This window comes from Metallumcola ferriviriculae, from assembly GCF_035573695.1.
Lineage (GTDB): Bacteria > Bacillota > JADQBR01 > JADQBR01 > JADQBR01 > Metallumcola > Metallumcola ferriviriculae.
Window position 1 is genome coordinate 747,575 of the sequence record NZ_CP121694.1, and the last position, 18,365, is coordinate 765,939.

Annotated in this window: 16 protein-coding genes and 1 other RNA gene; 11 read left to right on the plus strand and 6 right to left on the minus strand. The window is 39.6% G+C overall.

Annotated features, from left to right (window positions below):
* Positions 1-6 precede the first annotated feature (6 nt).
* The 4 genes from rnr (at position 7) to MFMK1_RS03805 (ending at position 4,404) form a co-directional block, all read left to right on the plus strand.
* Positions 7-2,121, plus strand: a complete 2,115-nt coding sequence (gene rnr / locus MFMK1_RS03790) for a ribonuclease R (RefSeq protein ID WP_366923836.1) — start codon at positions 7-9, stop codon at positions 2,119-2,121.
* A gap of 153 nt (positions 2,122-2,274) precedes the next feature.
* Positions 2,275-2,739, plus strand: a complete 465-nt coding sequence (gene smpB, locus MFMK1_RS03795; protein ID WP_366923837.1) for an SsrA-binding protein SmpB — start codon at positions 2,275-2,277, stop codon at positions 2,737-2,739.
* 67 nt (positions 2,740-2,806) lie between these two features.
* Positions 2,807-3,163: a transfer-messenger RNA gene (ssrA, locus tag MFMK1_RS03800) on the plus strand.
* Between the two features lie 272 nt (positions 3,164-3,435).
* Positions 3,436-4,404 (plus strand): DUF2971 domain-containing protein, encoded by a 969-nt coding sequence (locus MFMK1_RS03805; RefSeq protein WP_366923838.1) that lies wholly within the window; start codon positions 3,436-3,438, stop codon positions 4,402-4,404.
* A gap of 355 nt (positions 4,405-4,759) precedes the next feature.
* Here the strand turns inward: MFMK1_RS03805 and MFMK1_RS03810 are convergent, their stop codons facing one another.
* From MFMK1_RS03810 to MFMK1_RS03835, 6 genes are read right to left on the minus strand one after another with little or no spacing between them, the layout of a single operon-like run.
* Positions 4,760-7,267: a DEAD/DEAH box helicase gene (locus MFMK1_RS03810; protein WP_366923839.1), complete on the minus strand. Its 2,508-nt coding sequence runs from the start codon at positions 7,265-7,267 to the stop codon at positions 4,760-4,762.
* Positions 7,267-9,585, minus strand: coding sequence for a site-specific DNA-methyltransferase (locus MFMK1_RS03815; RefSeq protein WP_366923840.1), 2,319 nt, complete (start codon positions 9,583-9,585; stop codon positions 7,267-7,269). Before MFMK1_RS03815 ends, MFMK1_RS03810 begins: the two co-directional genes overlap by 1 nt.
* A 17-nt stretch (positions 9,586-9,602) precedes the next feature.
* A complete protein-coding gene (locus MFMK1_RS03820) occupies positions 9,603-11,240 on the minus strand; it encodes a DUF2326 domain-containing protein (protein ID WP_366923841.1) in 1,638 nt (545 codons plus the stop codon).
* On the minus strand, positions 11,218-11,457 hold the full coding sequence (locus MFMK1_RS03825; RefSeq protein ID WP_366923842.1) for an ABC-three component system middle component 7: 240 nt from the start codon (positions 11,455-11,457) through the stop codon (positions 11,218-11,220). The genes MFMK1_RS03820 and MFMK1_RS03825 overlap by 23 nt, the downstream gene beginning before the upstream one ends.
* Positions 11,444-12,679 (minus strand): ABC-three component system protein, encoded by a 1,236-nt coding sequence (locus tag MFMK1_RS03830; RefSeq protein ID WP_366923843.1) that lies wholly within the window; start codon positions 12,677-12,679, stop codon positions 11,444-11,446. The genes MFMK1_RS03825 and MFMK1_RS03830 overlap by 14 nt, the downstream gene beginning before the upstream one ends.
* 23 nt (positions 12,680-12,702) lie before the next feature.
* The gene (locus tag MFMK1_RS03835) at positions 12,703-12,924 is read right to left on the minus strand and encodes a helix-turn-helix domain-containing protein (RefSeq protein ID WP_366923844.1); all 222 of its coding nucleotides are present in this window, start codon (positions 12,922-12,924) and stop codon (positions 12,703-12,705) included.
* Between the two features lie 264 nt (positions 12,925-13,188).
* Here MFMK1_RS03835 and MFMK1_RS03840 point away from each other — a divergent pair, with 264 nt between their 5' ends.
* The 7 genes from MFMK1_RS03840 (at position 13,189) to MFMK1_RS03870 (ending at position 18,288) form a co-directional block, all read left to right on the plus strand.
* Positions 13,189-13,398, plus strand: coding sequence for a hypothetical protein (locus MFMK1_RS03840; RefSeq protein WP_366923845.1), 210 nt, complete (start codon positions 13,189-13,191; stop codon positions 13,396-13,398).
* 153 nt (positions 13,399-13,551) lie between these two features.
* Positions 13,552-14,040: an RNA polymerase sigma factor gene (locus MFMK1_RS03845; RefSeq protein ID WP_366923846.1), complete on the plus strand. Its 489-nt coding sequence runs from the start codon at positions 13,552-13,554 to the stop codon at positions 14,038-14,040.
* A 119-nt stretch (positions 14,041-14,159) separates the two neighbouring features.
* A complete protein-coding gene (locus tag MFMK1_RS03850) occupies positions 14,160-14,375 on the plus strand; it encodes a hypothetical protein (protein WP_366923847.1) in 216 nt (71 codons plus the stop codon).
* Positions 14,362-14,670, plus strand: coding sequence for an rRNA biogenesis protein rrp5 (locus tag MFMK1_RS03855; RefSeq protein WP_366923848.1), 309 nt, complete (start codon positions 14,362-14,364; stop codon positions 14,668-14,670). The genes MFMK1_RS03850 and MFMK1_RS03855 overlap by 14 nt, the downstream gene beginning before the upstream one ends.
* Positions 14,667-15,794, plus strand: coding sequence for a DUF2800 domain-containing protein (locus MFMK1_RS03860; RefSeq protein ID WP_366923849.1), 1,128 nt, complete (start codon positions 14,667-14,669; stop codon positions 15,792-15,794). Before MFMK1_RS03855 ends, MFMK1_RS03860 begins: the two co-directional genes overlap by 4 nt.
* A 2-nt stretch (positions 15,795-15,796) precedes the next feature.
* Positions 15,797-16,357 (plus strand): DUF2815 family protein, encoded by a 561-nt coding sequence (locus tag MFMK1_RS03865; RefSeq protein WP_366923850.1) that lies wholly within the window; start codon positions 15,797-15,799, stop codon positions 16,355-16,357.
* Positions 16,354-18,288, plus strand: coding sequence for a DNA polymerase (locus MFMK1_RS03870; RefSeq protein WP_366923851.1), 1,935 nt, complete (start codon positions 16,354-16,356; stop codon positions 18,286-18,288). The genes MFMK1_RS03865 and MFMK1_RS03870 overlap by 4 nt, the downstream gene beginning before the upstream one ends.
* Positions 18,289-18,365: the final 77 nt, after the last annotated feature.

The window sequence follows — 18,365 nt, forward strand, 5'->3', positions numbered from 1 at the left end:
GTTATAGTGAACAAGCAGGATATTTTAGAATTTATGCGGGAAAAGACATATAAACCGCTGACCGCCGAGGAGTTAGTGGCGGTACTTAATATTCATGATACTGGGGAAGTGGAAAGCTTTTTGTCCATTCTTCGGGAGATGGAACGCCGCGGTGAGGTAATTCTTACCAGGAAAAGTAAATATGGTTTAGCGGAAAAAATGGGTTTAGCAGTTGGTCGGCTTCAAGGCCATGCAAAAGGCTTTGGCTTTATCATAACCGATCAGGTTGGAGAGGCAGATATTTTTATCAGCCCAGAGAACATGAACGGTGCTATGCATAACGACAGGGTGGTGGCGCGGCGGCAAAGTTCCGGTCGCAACGGCAAACCTGAAGGCGAAATAATTAGGATATTGGAACGGGCCAATGAAAAGATTGTCGGTACTTTTGAACGGAGTAAAAACTTTGGCTTTGTCGTTGCCGATGACCGGCGCATCAGGCAGGACATCTATATTGCCAAAGGGGGAACCATGGATGCCCATACTAAGGATAAGGTAGTGGTGTCAATCATCCATTGGCCTCAGGGTGGGCGCAATCCCGAAGGCCGGGTTATCGAGGTTCTAGGTAAAGAAGATGACCCGGGCGTCGATGTGGTTTCAATTGTGCGTAAGCACCAATTGCCGGAGAATTTCCCTGATAAAGTAACGTCGGAGGCAGCCCGGGTTGCGAAAATATCCGAAGAGGATTATCGGGACCGTAAAGACCTGCGTCAGTGGAAAACAGTTACCATTGACGGTGCGGATGCTAAGGACCTGGACGATGCTATCACCATCGAAAAGCACGGTAACAATTATCGCTTGGGAGTACATATAGCGGATGTTAGTTACTATGTTAAGGATGGAAGCGAGCTGGATAAAGAAGCATATAGTCGCGCTACAAGTGTCTATCTGGTGGACCGGGTAATTCCCATGCTGCCGCCTCAGCTTTCCAATGACATCTGCAGTTTGAATGCCGGAGTGGATAGGCTGGCTATGTCGGTTATTATGGAAGTCACTGCTGATGGAACTGTAGCCGACTATGAAATTACTCCTTCGGTTATAAATGTTAACCACCGCATGACTTACGCGGCCGTGCGGGAAATATTGGAGGAAAAGGACCGGGATTTAGTCGAGAAATATCAAGAGTTTGTACCGGAATTCGAAATGATGGCCGAACTGTGCGGGATACTGCGGAAAAATCGGCTCAAACGCGGCGCTATAGATTTTGAATTCCCCGAAAGCAAGGTTATTTTAGATGAACAGGGAAAACCCCAGGAGATCAAAAAAATTGAGCGTTCGGTAGCAGAAAAACTAATTGAAGAATTTATGATTTTAGCCAACGAAACAGTTGCGGAACATATGTTTTGGGCGGAAGCGCCTTTTGTCTACCGGGTGCATCAACAGCCGGACCCTGATGATTTTGGTGAGTTAAATGACTTTTTACACCGGTTAGGGTATCACATTTCCGGCAAAGCCGATAAATTGGAACCTGCCTCTTATCAGGAGGTTATCGCAAAAGTTCAAGGCAAGCCGGAAGAACGGGTAATCAGCACCGTGATGCTGCGTTCAATGAAGCATGCCCGTTATGCATCTGCATGCTTGGGGCATTTCGGCCTAGCTTCAAAATATTACAGCCACTTCACATCGCCTATCCGCCGCTATCCGGACCTGGTAATTCATCGTATTATTCGCGAATTTTTCAGCAAGGAAAAAATCAGTCAGGATCGCCTGAATAAGTTAGAAGAATTTGTGGCCGATGCTGCCGAACAATCCTCCATCCGTGAAAAAGTAGCAGAAGAAGCAGAGCGGGAGTCAGTAGATATGAAGAAGGTAGAGTATATGCAGCGCCATTTAGGGGATGTATTCCCCGGCTTTGTCAGCAGCGTATTACCCTTCGGATTGTTTGTAGAACTAGAGAATACCGTGGAAGGCCTAGTGCATGTATCTAGTTTAACAGACGATTACTATGAATATTTGGAAGACCGGCTAGCATTCATCGGCCAGCATACCAATAAAATGATTAAAATCGGTGACCCGGTTAAAATCCAGGTAGCCAAAGTTAACATAGCCGCCCGCGAAATTGATTTCGAACTAGTAGAAGAATAACTTGACAAAATGGTGTCAGGCACCATTTTGTCAAGTTATTGCAAAGGCAGGGCTTCTTGACTAAATGCTGAGCTGTGCTATAATTGTTAATACGCTATCAATTTCCCTTGCCTGACATGAGTGGGTCAAGGGACTTTTTGTCGGGGTGTCCATATGGCAGATAAAAAAGTTATTACGGAAAATAGAAAAGCCAGGCATGATTATCATATCCTGGAGGTATTTGAAGCCGGGATTGCCTTGAAAGGTACTGAGGTGAAATCCTTGCGGGCTCATAAGGTAAACTTGAAAGACAGTTTCGCTCTAGTGCATAATAACGAGGTTATCCTCTATAAAATGCACATCGGGGCGTATGAGCAGGGTAACCGCTTTAATCACGAGCCGGAGCGCGAGCGCAAATTGCTCCTTAATAAGGCGGAAATCCGGCGTCTGATCGGTAAGACTAAGGAAACAGGTATGGCATTAATTCCTTTGCGGGCATATTTCAATGACCGCGGCTTGGCCAAGATAGAAATGGCGCTGGCTAAGGGTAAGAAAACGTATGATAAGCGGGAAGATATTGCCAAACGGGATGCCAACCGTGAAATCCAACGGGCGCTGCGAGAACGGCAGAAGCTGTAAATGCTTTAGTTTTCGTTCTGTGTTATAATATTAATAGAGTAATGTAAAATAATATGCTATTCCTCTTGGGGGCGAATTGGCTTCGACGGGGGAAGTGTTGGCATAGGTGGCCAGGCGAGATTCCATCGGCTCGTTAAACGGTGGACCTTATATTAACTGGCGAAGATAATTTCGCACTAGCTGCGTAAATACGCAGCTCATCCGCCCGGTTCTTGCCCATAGAGCCGGTTCCGGGTGTCAAACTTAATGGGCTACCCTGAACACTTTACCTGTTGGTTTTAGGGGACACTTAAAGCAGGTTAGTCTTTAAGGAAATCCTGTCTCTGGGAGTTCCTTTGGGCGAATTTTAAATCAGAGACTATCCTGGTAGAAGCTTATGCAGGTGCTCTTTCGGACGTGGGTTCAAATCCCACCGCCTCCACCAAATAAAAACTCAAATTTTGATACAATGAAAATCCCTTGATACCAAGGGGTTTTCTTGATTCAAGGGGTAAAAGGTCGTCCAGAAACGGGCGATTTTTTATTTTGCACACCTTTTTGCTAAAAAGTATGCACCGGGGGGGGGTGCAAATTGGGGCAGGGGTGTGCATACTTTTTAGCGGGAACGGATAGCTTGAAAAATATGAAATATAAAAGGAAATTAATAGGCTATGTAGAATGAGAATTATTATGTTAACAATGATTTGGGGGAAAAGAATGTTGACTGAATCTTATGTTTTAAAGAAAGAAACCATGATTCCTAAAACCATTTTTCACTATACGAGCTTTGAGAAATTTAAATGTATATTGCAATATGGCACATGGAGATTCAAATTAAGTACCCAATCAAATGATTTACTTGATACAACATACATCGTTGACATTATTAAGAATCTTAAAATAGAAAGCAAAAATCTAGCTGAGGATCACCTTAAACTATTGGATCTGTTAATAGGTTACTTCAAGCGGGATGCATATGAGAGACAGTTTTTATCGTATGTAACGTGCTTCACGGGTAAAGCTGATTCCAGGCTACTATGGGATGCGTATACGATAAACAGGCCGGTAGTAAATGAAGATGACGTAAGAGATTATAACGGCGTGTGTATTGGTGTAAATAGAGATAAACTGCTCAATATATTACATAGTAAAAAACCTGAATATTGCGATGCAGGATTTTTAGCGCTAGTTTATTACACTCTTCAGCAACAGGTGGTTGCACTTAATTTTCTATGCAAAAGTGCCTTAGGTACTTGGGATAAACTAAAAGATGGCAAAGATCAATTACAAGAGGCAGTCCCTACAATTCGAACGGCTTATTCTATTCAAATCGGAGATTATGTTGGGAAACCACATTTTATTGAGATGAACCTGAAAAAGTCTTTTATAAACTCCATGTTTTCCTACATTGAATCTGTAGAGAAAACAGCACCTTTTTTGAAACATCAGTTTTGGGAAGAGGAAAATGAATATAGAGCTGCATTGAATTTGCATATTTCAAAAAAGCCCAGTCATGATTATATTGATATAAATATTAATGAAGAACTGATTGATTTTATAATTCTTGGGCCTACATTCTCAGATAGGGAAGAGGAAGTTATTAGGAAGATTAAAGATGCTAAGTTAGACTTTAATAAGGTCAGTAAAAAACAATCTGTAGGAACTGGAATCATTCAAATGAAATGAACTAAACTTTAAAATACACAAATTGGGAAACAGGAAATGTCAAGTAGTTACTTGTGGATATGTTCCCACATACGCAAGGTTCGAAAATCAGCCAAAGACATCAATACTGCCTCACGAGCCACGTAGATTGATGTCAAGAGTGGATAGATAGTAGAACTGAAAAAGCTTATAAACAAAGGGTTTCCAGAAATTAAGTTTATCTTATGGCTACCTTGCCAAAAGTGCTCATATCAGGAAACCCTTATTTTATTGTTTGGGGTAACATATCAACTGCTCTGAAGGTGATGGAGTTGAGTTGACAGATTGGATAATGCTTATTATTACAGGGGTTGAGGAGACAAATTAGCTGTAGGCTTTAGTCTTCTCGTATCGCATCCGTATCAAATATTCTGTCAAGCTCTTCATTTGATGTTATGCCACGCACCTTATTTCTAATCGTTGTTTTTTCCATGTCTAAACGATAGAAATGCTCACGTCCATCAACGCCTTTCATTAAGCGTATCAGCTGAATTCTTCCGAATTTATCCCAGTGATTTTCTGCAAACTTTGCTAGTCCAACTGCTTTAGGATAATTGTCTTTGCGGCTAGGATCATGTGGTTCTAAAATATCAAAAACATAGCCGTGGGAATCTGCGCGAACAACTACCAAATCTGGGAACATAGAAGTGGTAACTCCACTGACTTCATATGGAATTTCGAGCGACCACTTCTTACGGTCAAGATTACGCAGCCAACAGACAGCACCGTTTTTAAGTTCCTCTTCAATAATTCCATTTTCCCAAGTGTTCAAAGATGTGTGGAATTGACCATCTTCAGAACAGTAGAGATGCTGATCATAACCTGTGTTGCTATCCGGAACAGAAACATCAATTGAATCCGGTAATATCCATGGTATAGAGATTGGCTTTGTTGAAGCATTTGTTAGTCTCTCATAAAAAGTTTTACGTAATTCATTTAACTTGGCGATTGATCTTTTATTGACCTCATACAATGCAATAAACTTTTCTTCTGCATAAGCATTTAACTCTTCCATTGTAGCAGTATCGTTTGTTAGAACAATAACTTCAATTTTTACATCAATATGATTGCGTGTACTATTTCGAATCCAGTACTCTTTGTGCAAGCCTTCTCCTAGGAGTCTGCCAGATTGTTCAAAATGCCTTGAAATATCGTATTCTGACACAGTCATAGTCTGTGATGATTCGTCAAAAGAATATGCATTGTCTCCATAGTCAAATGTAAGTGTACCAAGTGGGAACCCGGTGATTGAAGCGGCTCTTTCATTAAAATCAGTATTTTCTTTAATTCTATTAATTTCGTTACTCATTTTTGACAGGACTTCATTTTTTATGGTTTTCTGAGCTCCCAAGTCAATACCGTCCATCGTTAGTGCACGTGATATTTGCATTAATAGCTTTAGCGGTGATTGCTTACGGACTGAATCTATACGATAGGTAACAAGAGTGTCCATTGCATCAAATACATCAGTAAATTCTAAGTTTCGTTCAAGTGTAACAAGTTCTTTGTTAGTTCCAGTCTCTGTTGGTAATATAGCTTCGCTGTCTCGGAGGGCATTAACAACATTCTCTACTGTTTCCTCATTGAAATATGGAAGGAATAAGCTAACGCTATTAAGCTCAGCATCAGAAGAAATCCTTCTGGCTAAAGGTGTACGAATTACACGTCCCAATAATTGAGCTATATAAGTGTAATCCTGTGCACTACGGAACGACATCATTGTTTCAGCCCTTGGACAATCCCAACCTGTTGAAAGATTCATTTTAAAGAAAACTACCATAACCTTTTCTTCGTCATTAATTCGTGAAGCTTCGATTTGCGGAATGTCTACATTACGAACATTAAGATTGCTGCGGTCATTAAATGTGTGAACAACTTCTCCTGGTTGCAATTTCCGGCCCAGTGTTTCTTCAAGCAATTCAATGCAAGTCCCTAAATCAGTATGAGTTGCTTCACGATCATTACCGTCCTCTACTTGAATTACCAAAATTGGACTAACCATATTTTCATCTTCGCGTTCACAATAAGCTTTCCAATGATTGCATTTTTTTTGCCAGTTATCAACCGCACCTTTAAACATTGTCATGTCCGCCCTTAATTGAATATCAGGATAATGGATGATGATTCTATCTTTTAATAGACCAGATTCACGAACCTGTTCAGGTGGAACGATAACTTTTTGAACGGTTGATGTGGTTCCTGCAATCAAGTTATCGAACCTCTGGGGTGTTGCTGTCACACCCATAACTAAAGGCATGACGCTAAGTCTATCATCCTTGCTACCTTTGATGAATTTTTGCATTATTGACTGTGCCTTATTTTCTGCTTGAACAGATGTATGAGTTCCCCGATGTGCTTCATCAATTACAACATAAAACTGTGTAGGATTACGTTTAGCTGTATTTGTGAGTGTTTCCCAGATGGAGTATTGACGAGTATCGGAGGTTCCAGTTAGCAATTTATCGGTGCCTAGTTTTTGAGTGTTCAAAAAATATATGTGGCCTCCTTCAAAATACTCAGCATTAAAATTTGAGTCAATTGTAACCAAATCACGGATTTGTATCTTATCGGATTTACTTTCAATTTTCAATCTAGTTTGTTCGTTAAGTTCAGGAGAATCGGATAACCACACAAAAATTGAATCTGGATCTCCAATATCATCAGCACTGCCATATAAAATATCTTCGAAAAGTGTTGTCATTATGATAGTTTTACCTGAACCGGTAGGAGCAGAAAATGAGATTATCTGGGGATCTCGTTCGCTCCACATCGTGTGTGCTTTTTTGATCTTATCATGTAGTTCATCAAGAGCTGTTTCTTGAAAAGGAAATAATATATCTCTCATTATGAATCCCTCCTACTTCCTAATACAAAGTTATCAATATAATCACGATACAATTGATAGGTGTTTTTAACTTTTATTCCGGCAGTCATTTCGCGAAAAGCATCTTCAGAATTAGTTACAAAATAGACTACTTGGATATTACCCTCTTCAGCTAGTTTTGCTGTGAATTCTGAATACATAGTTTCATCAACTAATACTGCAAAACCATTTTGAGGAAGGATTAACATTTCCGGCTCATCATTGATACTTAATTCAGGTCTTTTACCTTTAGCACCAGACTTAAGCCAAAGCAACGGCAGTATTTCGTGAAATTGCTGTCCTAGAGTTACATTATTTCTATCTAAGAACCCTAGTTTAAAGTATTCAACATTCGAAGGAAACCCTTCACTCATTGGTCGTCTAATTTGAGATGTAACATTCACTGGACCAAGCAAATCGGAAACTTTTTCTTTTATTTCCTTAAATAGTTTCGTCTCTTTAACAACGATATAAAAATCAGTAATGTGATCTTGATCATTTAACGCTTCCAACCATTCATCAATTACGCTTGTATCAAAAATTATTGAGGCTGTATGTTTATTAGAAACAATATATTTAGTATTCGCTTTTACTAAAGTTTGTGGAAGTTGGGTCTTTCCATCTTTATTGCGTAGCAAAGAAAGTAATTGTTTTTTATCTTTGGCTTTTAATTTAGAAGGGTCCCCTACAAACCCAAGGTGATAAAACGATCGATTTACTTCTTGGATTGTCGTTTGGGTACTTATATAATCTCCGCCAATTGGAGAGCCCTCTACGCACTTTCCTAATATGCTGTATTTTGTTCGCGGCCAGGTTACTGATCGACATATACCTAGTTCTTCCCATTTTCGGTCACCGGGTTGGTGTCCATCTTTTCGTAGTGTCTTAGCTTCAGAATCAGATACTTCATTATTAGTCACTAAAATACATCTACGCTTACCTTGATCCTCTGCGTTTATTAGGTTTACAGCATGAAGAGTTGTTCCACTACCTGCAAAGAAGTCAACAACCAAGGCGTTAGGATTTTTTGATAGGGCTGGTTCAATTGTTTTTAATACAGTATATAAAGATTTTGGGAAAGGAAATTTTGTTTTGATAATTTTTTCAACCAGTTCACTTCCATAAACACCACCAGCATCGAGTTCAGGTGCGGACCATACTGTTTTTGGTGGAGATAACTCAGAAGTAAGGAATAAATCAATCCCATTATCTTTAGGTAATGCTACGATTCGTTCAAAATGAGAAGAAATTTCATTATAAGAATAATTCCAACGTCGTTCAACTCCATCTTGATCTATAGGCCATACTTCAATAACCTCATTGTCCAATTGAATATTACGGCCAGACGGATGAAAGTCATCAGGTGGTTGTTCCCCAATATCTACTATATGCCCGGTTTTAACATAAATTGGATAGAACATAGAACGTCTATCTGTACGTAATGAAAAATGTCCCCAACGTCTTAATTTTCGTGGGGTTTCATTCTCTGATGGTGTACGAGCCAGTGTTTTTGCTGATTTTGGTGTCAAATAAACAACATACTCATTAGTTCTTGCGAAGTTATTTGTTATGTTTCCACGTGGATTGTGAACGACTGTAATAATCGTCATTTCATGGTTATCAAATAAACCGTTAGTTTCTAGGAGACAATAAAGATGCGCTAGTTCATTATGATCTATAGCAATTGCCATTACACCGCTTGGTTTGAGAATTCGACCAGCAATTTTTAACCGTTTTTGCATCATGGATAGCCATTTGCTGTGACGCCAGTTATCGTTTGAATCTACATAATTATTGTTATATTTCCAGTCGCGCGCACCAGTATTGTACGGTGGATCAATATAAATGCAGTCAACTTGTTTGGGATAAAGATATTCTAGTAGTTGGAGTGCATGATAATTGTCTGCCTCGATAATACTGTGCCATAAGTTGCTATCAGAAGCATTTTCAATTAAATCAACAGGTTGGAGCATCGGAAATATTGGTTCACCAAATTGAGCAACAGAAACCAATTCAGTTAGCAATAGATGCTCAACATCCCCGGTTGATTTGTTTCTGCATAAAGCCGTTTCACCATTCAGTTTTAATACTAAATATAGGTCATTTATATTTCCTGCTTTATGTGCTACTGTTGAACCGCTTTTAATCGCAACATCATAAAGAGGGGTGCACTCAGGAATATGTTCTTCAAATAATAGTCCAAATTTTTTATTCTTTGAAATACGGGCAACTTCCTGGCTCAAGCGATTACGCAATGATGAGTCTGGAATTTGCCGTAATAAATCATTAATTGCAGCCATATTTTAGCCTCCTGTGTTTAATTACTTGATTTGTACTTGCTCCATGAACGTCCAAATAATTCATTGCCATCTGATAAGCGTAGAATTGTAGTATCTTCTAAAATTTCATGTGCTTTCTCAGTAGTTGAATCAGCTTTATCAAAAGCAATAAATATTTGTCGTCTACTTGATTGGTAGCGTTCCAATATATGTTCTAAATGTATGTCCTCAATGCGTTTAATAATGTTGGAATCATGAATCAGGGTAGGTAGTGGGCATAGTTCCAATATGCTTAAATCGTACACCACAAGGCTCTTAAACGCTGTACCTTCACTGGTGTTTCCCGGTGTTTCAAAGAATATTTCTTTTTTGGGAGTAATTTGTAGTTTAGGAGCAGTTTCGTGTTGTTCGGTTACTATTCCATTGATTATCTTCATTTTATAGTTGACTGCTTCCTGTATTTCTTCTAATTTTTCTGTTTGCATTGATAATAAGTTCTCCATTTTATTCTCAGCTTGGGCTCTAGCTTCCTGTAGTTCTTTTTGATGGATTAATTCAGCCGTCTCTTCTTCCAATTTATCAATACTTTTTGAAACATTAACGCATTGAGATAAGACCCTCTCAGACATTTCTTTAGCCAAACCAGAATCTTCAATTTTTGCATTTAGCACTTCAATTTCCTTGTCATACTGATAAATAAGAGGTTGTATCTGGATGATCTCTTGATGCATTTCATCATTTAATATTTTCCTGATTTTTACATGAAATTGCTCAATTTCTTCGAAGGCCTTTAAATTTGCATCTGGGAAAAAATGTGTTAGAGAATGAAACTCATCAGAGATTTCTGATTTACTATCTGAAATATTAGTTTTAATAGCGTTAACTTCAGATTGAAGTCTATTTCTCTTTCGATTGAAATGATTAAGCTCCTTTTGAATCTTAGTAATTCTTTCAAAAGATTGAGTATCAAATCCAAACATTGCTAATTGCGCATCTTCATTACTTTTCATGAGTTTTTGCAGTCTTACCTTAAGTGACTCTATTGCTTTTTTGTTCATTTCGATTTTTTCTATATCGACCTGCTGGCGCTGCTTCGATTTATACTGTAATGCTTTTACGCCCAGCTCTTCTTCCATAGTTTTGATTGAGGTTAGTATTTCACTATGCCCGAAAAACTTCATCAGGAAATCAACAGCTTTTTCATCTTGCTCTCTAGGTTTAATTAATAATGGATATTTTTCTAGTGTGTTTTTTCGTCCATAAATACGAAAAAATCGCTCAGTAATTTCTCCGAACTTGAGCATGGGTAGTCCAATGCTATATTCCTGGTACAGTAAGGCTCTATATTCTTCTAATGATAATTTTTCAATTAAATGGTAGTCTTTGTCGCTTCGATATACATTCTTTGGATCTTCAGTGTTTCGATAAAAATAATGCGGTTTACCTTCAAACTCGAAAACGAAAAAAATAGTATGTGGCCCAATCTCTGATTTTATATCATCTGAGAGAGAGTAGTAACTGTCACCACCGAAGACATAGTCAATAATCCAAAGAAATGTTGATTTGCCGATAGCATTGCTTCCGCCATCATTACCTAAAACTGTATTAAGGCCGGAACTAAAATCTATTGTTTGATGCCCTGGAGCAAATTTATCACAGTGAATCTGTTTTAACATAGTGTAGTACCCTCCCTTCCTCAATAATTTCAATTTGGCCTAATGCAAACAAGCAATCTAAGGCGCTTAAAAAATCCCCCATAGTTCCTTTACCTAAAGATACTTGTTCAAATAGTTCTTTTGGTATCATATCGCTTTCTTCCAGTGCTTCTAGGATATTAGGGAAGAGGGCAATGATGCTGTTTGTATATGTGGTTACTTTATTAGGTAATCTCATCGAACACCTCACACCTTTGCACGAAGTAGGAGATAATTATCTCACAAGCTTCTCTGTATTTTCGTCCTGTTTTTTCAAATAGTGTTTGTACCAGTAGGTGGTATAGATCGCTTTGTGATATGTTTGTTTCATTCGCATCTTCATACATTCTTTTTATGCTTTTTGCAAATTTATTGGTATTCAATTTATTCTCTCCAGCTAAGCGATCTAAGGAGTCGTTAACCCCCTGGTACAATCTGTTGACATCGTAAAGTACGCGCTCTCTTAAGCGCTTTTCAGCAATTTTATTTTCTACTTTTACAGGCTTTATTTTAAGTTGCGTATCGACTGTGACATCCATTAAATCAACTTCTCGTAGAACATGCTCGATCTGTTTTTCAATCTTATAACGTGAAGTTGCTTCTCTTGCAGTTATAAATGTTTCCAAATCATGTTTTGCAGACAGTAGGGCTTGTTTCTCTCCATCAGAAGCATTTTGGATTTCACGCTCACATTCAACACACAAAACAATATCTTCATTTTCGGAAAGGTTAATGATTTTAGCGTAGTTGACATCGTTGCCTTCTTTTTTTATGCCTAAAACTTTACTACAACGCTGACATTTACCTCCGGTTTCCGATAGTAGAACCAAAGTGCGTGCATCCATAGCAATTTCATGGGCCGTTTCAGTAGAAAAATTGCTGTAGCTACCCTGAAAGATTACATTGATTTTTTGATCTTCAAAGCTTTCTATGTACTCATGGGTTATTTCTTTTATACTATCTTCGCAGTTTCTATTATTGACATTAAGGACTGTATAAAGAAATATCCCTGCTAAAAAATCTCCTAAGACAAAAGCATTACGGTTAGCGATATCTTCCTTTGTCATATCGTTCACAATTTCAATAACAGTATCATTTTCGATTGTATCATCAGAATCAATTATATCTTTCAATGCTAAAACTATCAGGCTTCTTTTATTACCATCTAATAAAGGCAATACACTTCTTTCAAAGTATTCTGACAGTTCTTTCTTGTCTGCTGTTAAAGCAAGTTCAGTGACATGAGGAGATAGGTTTTTCTTCCCTTTCAACAAATCTGAAACAGTCCCATCGTCGTGACGAATATCATAAGTAGGCGCAATAGAAAGAAGCAATGTACCACACAGCCACTTTTGGGTAACACTCTTCACTTTGCAAAGTTTTAGTATTGTTGTGAAACTACCAAAACATAATTTTTTCATAGATTGCAGCCCCTTTCAATCACTTATTTATTGGTAGATTTTTCGTCATCTACGTAATCTACAATGTCTCCTATGTTTACATCAAGTGCTTTACAAATTCTACCTAACACATCCATGCTTACAGGCAAATCCTTGCTCATTTTAGCCATTGTTGTTGATGTTAAGTTTGTTTTAGCCATTAAGTCTTTTTTCATCATTTTTCTATCAATTAACAATTTCCAAAGTTTGTTATAACTAAAAGCCATTATTATCGCCTCCAAGCATTACCGCATGGTAATAAAACTCATCTCTATAATTATAGCTTTTATATTAGCGAATTACAATCAAATATTTAAAAACGCTTATTTATGCTTTATATTAGCTGAGTTAATTTGTGCAAGAATATTTTAATTAAAAGTGAGTCTTAGCGGAGTCCTAGCCGAGTCTTAGCTGAGGATTTGAAGGGATTAAACATATAAAATTTAGATAGAAAGAAGACAAGCATCTAATTAGTCAAAGGAGGAGCATTAATGGAAGATATTAGGGATTGCAAAGGGCGTTTAGCATGTAAGGGCAATGCGACTACAGGTTTTATCGAAATTGCATATAAAAGATGTAAGACAAGCACTCAAATACCAATAGGAGGAAGGTTGAAAATTGAACGAGATGATGTTGTGACAATAGTTTTAAGACCGAATAATTCTACTTTTCATGTAGAAAGCCATGTTCAAGCAGCATAGCAAATAATTGAATAGATAATCCGCAGAGCTGTATGACGGCCAGGATTAGTTCTCACATTAGAGGACTATCCCTGGCCGTTATTTTTGTTCTACGGATTTTAGGCTTCTGCGGATTTTCAAAACCAAAATTTGAAAACCAAAGGAGCCAATAATATGCAAAAAAAGTACAAAACAAGCCCAAATAAGAGAACGGAGTATATTTACTATCCAGCAGATGGAACTAAAATTACCATTAGCCCTGGAGAAGCTTCGAATTCATTTATTGAATTACTGCACAGCATGGATGATAACGAAGTAGATGAACAGAGACGTTATGACTATCGAGTGACTACTCATCTGGATGCATACCATGATGGTGAAGATGAATCTGCAAATGACCGCAATAAATATCTTGCAGACAATAGCACTAATCCAGAAAAGCTACTTATTGAAGCTGAAAAAGAAGCCGAGCATCTGGATATGCTGGACAAGTTAACCAAGGCTATGGATTGCCTCCTTCCCCAACAAAAGGAGCTCTTTAAGAAGGTCTATATCGAAAACCGAACCAATGTGGATATCGCTACAGAAGAAGGAGTTACAGAGACAGCTATTCGTAAACGATTGAAGAAGATGCACGAAAAATTAAGAAAAGTACTTTCATGAGAATGGGGTTCGAAAGAACCCTACCTCAATATCTTTCCTGAAAAGGGGGTTCGAAAGAACCTTCTTTTTCGCTTATTGGTGAGGGGCAAATAAATCGCCCCCCGGAAAGGAGACGGACAATGAGCCTAAAACACAAAGTCACTATCAATGTGACAAAGCCCGGTGGCGACAGAAAACCTGTAATTGAAAGCAGCAAGAAAACCGTCCGAAGTAAAATGCTCGATTGGTTACTCGGCAAAAATCTAAACTTGCTTGTGATTACACCTGGTGACTCAGTCGAGACGGTAGAAATCAAGGAATTAAAGGAAGGAGGTGTGAGCCATGAGCAAAACTAAGCTTTTTCTTGATGTAGTCTCTGGCCTGAGGTCACTCGCAGACAGTGTTCAGGCAGTTGCTGATGCAATCACTAATAATGATGAAACGGAAAAACAACAACATGAGCCGGTAAATGAGCCAATCAACAAGCAGATTACTTTGGAAGAGGTAAGAGCTGTACTTGCTGAAAAAAGCCATGATGGATTCACTGCTGAAGTGAGAGAACTACTTCAAAAGTATGGTGCATCCAAACTCAGCAAGATTGATCCATCAAAGTACGCTTCCCTGCTCTCTGATGCGGGGGGATTAAAATGAGCACTCATGCTATTCTTTCCGCGTCAGGTTCCCATCGCTGGTTGAATTGCACACCATCGGCCAGGCTTGAGCTTGAATTTGATGATAAAAGCGGTGAAGCTGCAGCCGAAGGAACAGCCGCCCACGAATTAAGTGAACACAAGCTTCGAAAGGCACTTAAGATGCAGTCAAAAAAGCCTGTCTCACCTTATGACTCCGATGAAATGGACAATTACACTGATGGTTATGTGGAATTTGTGCTTGAGATTATTGAACAGGCAAAGCAAACCTGCAATGATCCACTCGTTTTGATAGAACAGCGGCTGAACTTCTCGAAATATGTGCCTGATGGGTTTGGAACCGGTGACTGCGTGATTATCGCTGATGGAAGCCTTCACATTATTGATTTTAAGTATGGACAGGGCGTTTTAGTAAGTGCAGAAGATAATCCGCAAATGAAGCTCTATGCACTTGGTGCACTGGAAATCTTTGATGGGATCTATGACACCGACACAGTATCAATGACAATCTATCAACCAAGACGGGAAAATGTTAGCACATATACAGTTTCAAAAGAAAGCCTATATCAATGGGCTGAGGAAGAGTTGAAGCCCAAAGCTGAACTAGCCTTTGCAGGTGATGGCAATTACTGTGCTGGTGAATGGTGTCAATTTTGCCGGGCGGCAGTGAAGTGTAGAGCAAGGGCGGAAGCCAAGATGAAATTAGCAACATTTGAGTTTGCACTGCCGCCACTACTTTCAGATGAAGAAATTGCAGAGATTTTATCATCGGTTGGTGATCTTACCAGCTGGGCAAATGAAATCATGGCTTATGCAACAGATGCAGCAGTGAATCATGGAAAAGAGTGGCCTGGATTTAAGGTAGTGACAGGTCGATCCAATCGCAAGTACACAGATGAAAAAGCAGTAGCAGAAGCAGCAAAGAACACAGGATATAACGATATCTACAGGCAAAGCCTCATCACGATTACCCAAATGGAAAAATTGATGGGAAAAACCAAATTTAAAGAAATCTTAGGTGGTCTGATCAAGAAGCCGCCAGGGAAACCAACGCTTGTACCTGTCTCAGACAAGCGTCCTGAAATAACAACTGGGACAGCAAAAAATGATTTTATGGAGGAATAATTATGTCAAATAAAGCAAAAAGAACAAATCCTACGAAAGTAATCACTGGAGTTGTAAGACTCTCTTATGCAAATGTTTGGGAACCAAAATCAATCAATGGTGGCGCTGAAAAATATAGCGTGAGCCTGATTATTCCTAAGAGTGATACGAAAACACTCGGTGCCATTAATGAAGCAGTAAATGCAGCAATTGAAGAAGGTAAAGGTAAATTTGGCGGCAAGATTCCTAATAAGGCAGCTTTAAAGCTTCCTCAACGAGATGGGGACATAGACCGTCCTGATGATGAAGCCTATGCGAATAGTTATTTCGTCAATGCAAATAGCAATACACCACCGCAAGTCGTAGACAAAGACATCAACCCAATTTTCGAGCGTTCGGAAATCTACTCAGGGGTGTACGCAAGAGTAAGTATCAACTTCTACGCTTTTAACACAAATGGCAATAAAGGAATCGCCTGCGGCCTTGGAAACATTCAAAAGATCCGCGACGGTGAGCCTCTAGGTGGCAGAACAAATGCAGCTGAAGATTTTGTCACCGACGTGGATGATGATTTCTTAGCATGAAAACCCTCAGTATAGATATAGAAACATATAGTAGCGTAGACCTCGCCAAAAGCGGGGTCTATCGTTACGCTGAAGCACCGAATTTTGATATTTTGCTTTTGGGCTACAGTGTGGATGGTGGACCGGTGCATGTGGTTGATCTGGCATGTGGTGAAGAAATTCCACAGCAGGTACTGGATGCAATTTTGGATGACAAGGTAACAAAATGGGCTTTCAATGCGCAGTTTGAACGCATCTGTTTATCCCGTTATTTTGGTATGTGGCTAGAGCCTGATTCATGGCGCTGTACGATGGTGTGGTCTGCGTATCTTGGGCTTCCCCTTTCCCTTAAGGGAGCAGCGATCGTAACAGGAGCGGATAAGAAAAAACTGACCGAAGGGAAAGAACTCATCCGCTATTTCTGTCAGCCCTGTAAGTCGACAAAGACCAATGGTGGCCGCACACGCAATTTGCCAGGACATAATCCGGATAAGTGGGATCGATTTAAAGCATATAACCATCGAGATGTTGAAGTTGAGCTCTCTATACAGGCAAAGCTTCAGAAGTTCCCTATGCAGGAGGATGAGTGGGAAAACTATATCCTTGACCAGCAAATCAACGATCGAGGCATTCAGTTGGATCTTAAGTTGGTGCATCAAGCCATCCGATGCGACGACAAAGTCAGAGAAGAATTGATGGGACGCCTGAGAGAGCTTACAAAACTAGAAAACCCTAATTCAGTGGCCCAGATGAAAACTTGGCTATCCGAAAATGGTCTGGAAACGGATAGTCTTGATAAAGCATCCGTCAAAGCGTTATTAAAGAAAGCTCCAGCCCATCTAAGTGAAGTATTGGAGCTACGTCAGTTACTTGCTAAGTCCAGCGTAAAGAAATACACCACAATGGAAAATGCAGTGTGTTCTGATGGAAGAGCGCGTGGACTGATACAGTTTTACGGTGCCAATCGAACCGGCAGATTTGCAGGAAGGCTTATTCAAGTTCAAAACCTCCCACAGAACCATTTGCCGGATTTGGAAGAGGCACGAAAATTAGTGAGGTGTGGGTACTTTGAGGCATTGGAACTTTTATACGAGTCTATTCCCAATGTCTTATCTGAATTAATCCGTACTGCCTTTGTTCCAAAAGAGGGCCACAAATTCATCGTTGCTGATTTTAGTGCCATTGAAGCTAGAGTAATTGCTTGGCTTGCAGGCGAAACGTGGAGAAATAAAGTCTTCGCTACTCATGGGAAAATATACGAAGCATCCGCTTCTCAGATGTTTAGAGTCCCCCTGGAGGAAGTGACAAAAGGAAGCCCCTTAAGACAAAAAGGTAAAATTGCAGAATTGGCTCTTGGATATGGCGGATCCGTAGGAGCTCTAAAGGCTATGGGCGGCTTGGAGATGGGACTTGCTGAAGAAGAACTAAAACCTTTGGTTAACGCATGGCGAAATGCAAATCCCAATATTGTAAGGCTATGGTGGGATGTCGATAGATCAGTGAAAAATACTGTTAAAGAGCGAATCAAAACTCAAACGCATCGCATCCGCTTTGAATACCGCAGTGGAATGCTTTTAATATGGCTTCCGTCCCGGAGACAACTATCCTATGTAAAACCAAGAATGGGCCTTAATAGCTTTGGCAGTGAAGCGGTGACATACGAAGGTGTAGGAGCAACAAAAAAATGGGAGCGCATTGATAGTTACGGTCCGAAATTTGTTGAGAATATCGTGCAAGCCATCTCAAGAGATCTTCTTTGTTATGCCATGAGAAACCTAAACAAAGCAGGTTATCGGATTGTCATGCATGTCCACGATGAGGTGGTTTTGGAAGCGCCCAAGGAGGAATCCGTCGAGAAAATTTGCGCTATTATGAGTCAGATCCCGCCTTGGGCTAAAGGGCTTATGCTACGTGCTGATGGCTTTGAGTGTAACTTTTATCAGAAAGATTAAATGGAGGGGGTTCGATACCTCCTCTTTTTTGGCTTATAGGTGAGGGCAAGGTTTTGTCGCCCTACAACTATATGCTG